Raw genomic sequence first — 5,058 nt, 5'->3', positions numbered from 1 at the left:
TCGAAATTAGCCTTAAAAATTATTATATCACCTCCACACTCCATGTCAACATCCCGCCGCCAAATTTTGTGGTGGGCTAATTTGCGCGATGATAGGGGGAACCATCGGGCATGGTAGCGCCAAATAGGTCGGTACCTTTTAAATTGACATCAATGAGTTTTGCACTGCTGAGATTGGCATAGCGCAGGTTAGCCCAGCTCAGGTTTGCACCGCTCAAAATCGCACCGTTGAGATTGGCATAGCGCAAATCGGCATTGCTGAGATTAGCGCGGGTGAGGTTTGCACCGCTGAGGTTAGCGCGAATCAAATTCGCATCGTTGAGATTGGCATCCGCCAGGTTGGAATTTCGCAGATCCAGATCGCTAAGATTTTTGCCTTCTTTGCCTTCGCGCACGATCGCCCAAATCAGATCCGAGGGAGAATTGTGTGTGGTTGGATGGAAAGAAACATCCATCACTTCCGCATCGGTAAACTCCTGCGCCGTGGGATAATCCTGGCTGTTGTAGATAGAAACATCAGTGGGTTCTAGGGTGGGGGTTGCAGAAGCGATCGCGGTTTCCGCCTCACTCCGTTTCTCTTGCGAAGCGGGGGTAAATGCCCGATCGAGGAGATGCAAGCTGTCTAATTGCTGGGAAAACTGCGCTAATTTAGCTTCGATTTCTGCCCGGGTAGCGGTTTGCTGCTGCAGTTGGGTGAGGGTATCTATTAACTGCGGCACTTGCTGCAAAATATCTTCCTGATGATGTTCCACCGATTCCATCCGCTGATTTAATCCTTCTATATCCGTGAGGGTGGGGATTAACTGTTGCAGTTGAGTGTGGAGTGCGTCAAGTGCGGCTTGCGTCTGTTGTTCGCGAGACAGGGTTTGCTGTTGTAGCTGCTGGGTGGTGGCTTCGAGTTGGGCGATCGCGACGGCGAGTGTGTGCTGTAATCGTTGCCCTTGGGTTTCGAGTTGTTGTAATTCCTCAGTGGTTTGTTCCATGTCATCGAGGCGATCGCGAATCGGATCCAGATTTGGGGGGGCGGGCAATCCATCGATTCGATCCTGCATTTGCGTCAATTCGGCAGTAGTTTGCGATCGATGGCGGTTCAAGCGTCGAGATTGGTTGGTAAAATGCAAGGCAATGGCGATCGGCAGGGGCGCGGCGACATACAGCACTTGCTGAGAAATCGCCGTCGCCACGGTTCCCACCCCTGAAGCCAGAAGCCAGAGATATTCAGCCCTTTCTAACAGATTTCGCCCTTGGCGATCGCTGGATGATTGATGCTTCTTTTTGATATGCATCGGTTTAATTCCCGCAAGGATACGAATGAAACCCGACTCAGTTTTAACGCTGATTGGTTTATCCTATCACTGTGGTGACTTTTTGCCTAGAGGCAAGGCGAAAATTTTCCTAAAAATGCACCCAAACCCGGTTATTGCAGCACTCTAGGCGGTTTTGCATTTTTTCTGCAATTGAGAAAGGGGCGAGAAGGAAGTCGCGACTTAACCAGCTTTCGTTTTCTTTCTCCCCCGGATTAAATTGCATTGACTCCTTCCCAGACACCACGGGAAAGCTTTTCCCAAGGGTACTGCACCTTTCGAGACAACCATCCTTTGATAACAGATAATTCGAGGATCGTGGGAATTTTACACTTTATAGGGTTAACGAGAAATACATTCAAAGCTGGATATTTTCCAGGGGGAGATACTCACTGAATTTTCCTCAGAAAAATTTTCTGGTGAATCCATTTCTCTTTCTAAAATATCCACAGCACGAAGCCATTGCAATCCCACATCGCTGGTGAGGGTAAGTTGAGCTTCTTCGCCCATAGATTCATAACAGCGTAAAATCCAGCGCTGCGGGTTGTTTTCCGCCTGCTTTAACGCCATAATCACTAGATTTTCTGCGGATAAATCCACAAAACTGGCTGTAGGTTTAGGCGAGAATTTGTTGGCTGCTGGTTGCGCGGAGAATTTATCTAGAATTCGGACTTGTAAGGGGAAATTCAACTCATAGCCGCGTCGAACGGTTTGAGCGGATTTCCAGTTTCCCGAATGAGGATAAATGGCATAAGTAAATTCGTGGGTTCCGATATCGGCGGCTGGATCGGGCCAAGTGGAACCGCGCAGCAGGGTTAGGCGCAGACGATCGCATTGGGCATCATAGGCGTATTTGCGATCGCTTAATATGCTGACGCCGTAATTTTCTGCACTGATATCGGCCCAGTTTATTGCCGGCACTTCCCATTTCGCTTGTTCGGCGGGAGTTTGCGGTTTTGTGGGACGCGCGATCGCACCGCAGGGCATTTCATAGGTAGCATTTTCGGCGTTTAAATTCACCGGAAATGCGGCTTTCACCATCACGTGACGCCCTTGCCAATTGACTTGGTTGGCAATAGTTAAAACCGATGAATCGGCGGCTAATCGGTACTCTTGGATAAACTCCGATTCGCCCAGTTTTCGCACCACGCGCAAGCGCTGCAAGAGTTCGCCGCGTTCCACCCATTCTAGCGCTTGCAAGCGGGGGGCGGGTAAAGGATATTGCGGGTAATTGGGGTCAATATTCCAAGCGTCCCAATATTGCCCGCTATCTTCAAAAGCTTGCAGTTGATTTCCGTTAGCGGTTAGCACCTCTCGGTTGGCTTTTTTGTCGAATAGGCGACATATTTCTCCGGTTTTGGGGTCGATTTCAACGCGCAAATGTGGGTTTTCGAGGATAAATTGCTTGGGGGAATTATCGGGATAATTGAGTGTTTTTTGGGAGAGAATATTAGGAGACATATTCTCGGATTTAGCGTTTCCAGGCTTAGGCTGAGAAGGAGGGTGGGAGGGGGAAGTTTGTTGGGGCGATCGCATTAGCCAGAAGACGCGATAACCGATAGAGGGGATATTTTCAGCGGCAAAGAATAAGGTAGTTTTGCTGCGCTGCGATCGCAGCGATTTTCCGGCACTATTATAAACTTGCCATTCCCTATCCGATGGATTGCTTTCCGGTAATTCTATTGCCACAATTTCCGAACGCTGCCAATTGAGAGAATTGAAAACAATTATCGGTTGAGCCTCGCAGAGAAAGGATAGTGGGGCGGGGCAAATGTGCGGGGAAATCGCATGCAATGCCCGATTTAAAAGCTCTTTGCCCTGGCGTTTGGCGGCGCGCCAATTTTCATTTGCCTCGCGATACACTTCCGGAATTGCCGAACCGGGTAAAATATCGTGGAATTGGTTAAATAACACCTGTTTCCATGCAGTTTCTAGTGCGGATTTCGGATAAGGTGCATCGGCAATAATGGTGGCCAAAGCAGAAAACAGTTCCGCTTCATATAACAACTGTTCGCAGCGACGGTTAAAGGATTTTTGGTCGCCATGCGTGGTGTAGCAGCCCCGGTGAAATTCTAAATAGAGTTCATCGTTCCATACCGGAAGGGTAGGGGAAGAATCGTGATTTTTGCGCTCATTTGCCCAGCGGTGCAAGTGTTGCAAATAGGCGGAGGCAGTGGTAAACTTTTGGGGGGGGAAAAAGGGAGAACTTTGCCAGCGATCGCTCAGTTCCAACATATCCCGCGTTGGTCCGCCGCCGTGGTCTCCCACTCCGGGCAACCACAAGCAATCATTCCCCCGAGTTTTTTGCTGCCAATTGGCGGCATAATCGGCCATTTTTACCGGGTCGATACCTTCGCCAATTGGTGCAGACATGAGGCTAAAAATTTCCGTACCATCGGGCGATCGCCACTGAAATAAATCATAGGGAAACTCAGTAGTATCGTTCCAGCGTAGCTTTTGGGTGACGAAGTATTCGATGCCGCCTAATTTAAAAAATTGCGGCAATTGCCAGCAAAAGCCAAAACTATCGGGAAGCCATGCGACGGGAGAGAGCTGACCGAATTTTTCCAGACAATAACGCTGCCCGTAAAGCACTTGTCGCGCGATAGATTCGCCGCCGATAATATTCAGTTCCGGTTCTACCCATAAACTCGCCGCCACTTCCCATCGTCCCGCTTTGACTTGACGGGCGATCGCCGCAAACATATCCGGGCGATTTTCTTCAATCCAGGCATACAAAGCGGCGGTAGAATGAGAAAAAGTAAGCTGGGGAAACGCTTCCATTAAATTAAGAACTGAGGCAAAAGTAGACTGAGCGGCGTCCCACGTTTCTGAAATTGGCCACAACCAAGCTAAGTCTAAATGGGCGTGACCCATGAGGAATATTTTCGCCTCAGTGTGGAACGTTTGGCGAAGGGTTGTGCGCAATTGAAACAGCGATCGCTCGAATTGGGGGACGCTGTGGGGTAAAGCATTCCAAGGGATATCCTCGAGGAATTGAGAGAGGGTAGCCAGTTGAGATTCCCCATCGGAATTGCGGGGGGCGAAGTGACAGAAAACTGCCAATTCATCTGCGAGAAAACCGGGGTCGATGCGGGGGGAATCCGGTTGTTCGTAAAGGCAAAGCGATCGCACCAATGCGCCGCGATCGTGACCTGGACTCACCAGACGGATAGCCACCGCGATCGCCGCATTAGGCGATACACTGGTATGCAAGCAAAGGCGAGTATTGCAATCGAACAAATCCCCCCGTTGCACGAGTTGCCCGTTAACGAAAATTTGGGCATCTTCCGCCCACCAACTGAGGGCCAAGCGCCAGCAACAGCCGGCTAGGGGATAGCCGTGCAATGCAGAAGGTGCGACGAACTGCTGAGCCAACCAGATACCCTGCGACCCCGAGGCCCAGTTCACATGGGCGCGATGGTTCACCGAGGCGATCGGCCATTTCTCGAACACCTGGGGGTTTGTCGCTTCGCAAACCGGGAGGTCTGAGTCACACCGTTTCCAACGGGCGATCGCATTGACTTGGGTCAGTTGGCGCAATCTGGCGATTGAGTGATAAATTTTATCCCGATAGTCTGTCATAAAATTGGCTCGAATTTCGATATGATGAGAAAGGGGGTTGCCCGACCCTTGTGGATAGCCCATTATTATAATTTCATATTGCCGAGGGGAAATGTCAGCACCCCGCGCTAAAGAGACGGGGCTTCTAGCCCCTGACTTTAGGTAGCTGACCAGCCTAAGCCCTACGAGGG

2 protein-coding genes are annotated in these 5,058 nt (G+C 50.2%); both read right to left on the bottom strand.

Features of this window, described 5'->3' with window-relative positions:
• Nucleotides 1-76: 76 nt before the first annotated feature.
• The gene (locus LKK83_RS00975) at nt 77-1,285 is read right to left on the bottom strand and encodes a pentapeptide repeat-containing protein (RefSeq protein ID WP_324628856.1); all 1,209 of its coding nucleotides are present in this window, start codon (nt 1,283-1,285) and stop codon (nt 77-79) included.
• 360 nt (nt 1,286-1,645) lie between these two features.
• Nucleotides 1,646-4,951 carry an alpha-mannosidase gene (locus LKK83_RS00970; RefSeq protein WP_324628855.1) on the bottom strand — a complete coding sequence of 1,102 codons (3,306 nt, stop codon included), beginning with the start codon at nt 4,949-4,951 and terminating at the stop codon, nt 1,646-1,648.
• Nucleotides 4,952-5,058: the final 107 nt, after the last annotated feature.

It is taken from the genome of Phormidium sp. CCY1219 (assembly GCF_035615515.1).
GTDB lineage: Bacteria > Cyanobacteriota > Cyanobacteriia > Cyanobacteriales > Laspinemataceae > CCY1219.
Note: the sequence above shows the minus strand (reverse complement) of the source record. Positions and strands in the feature narration are given on the sequence as shown.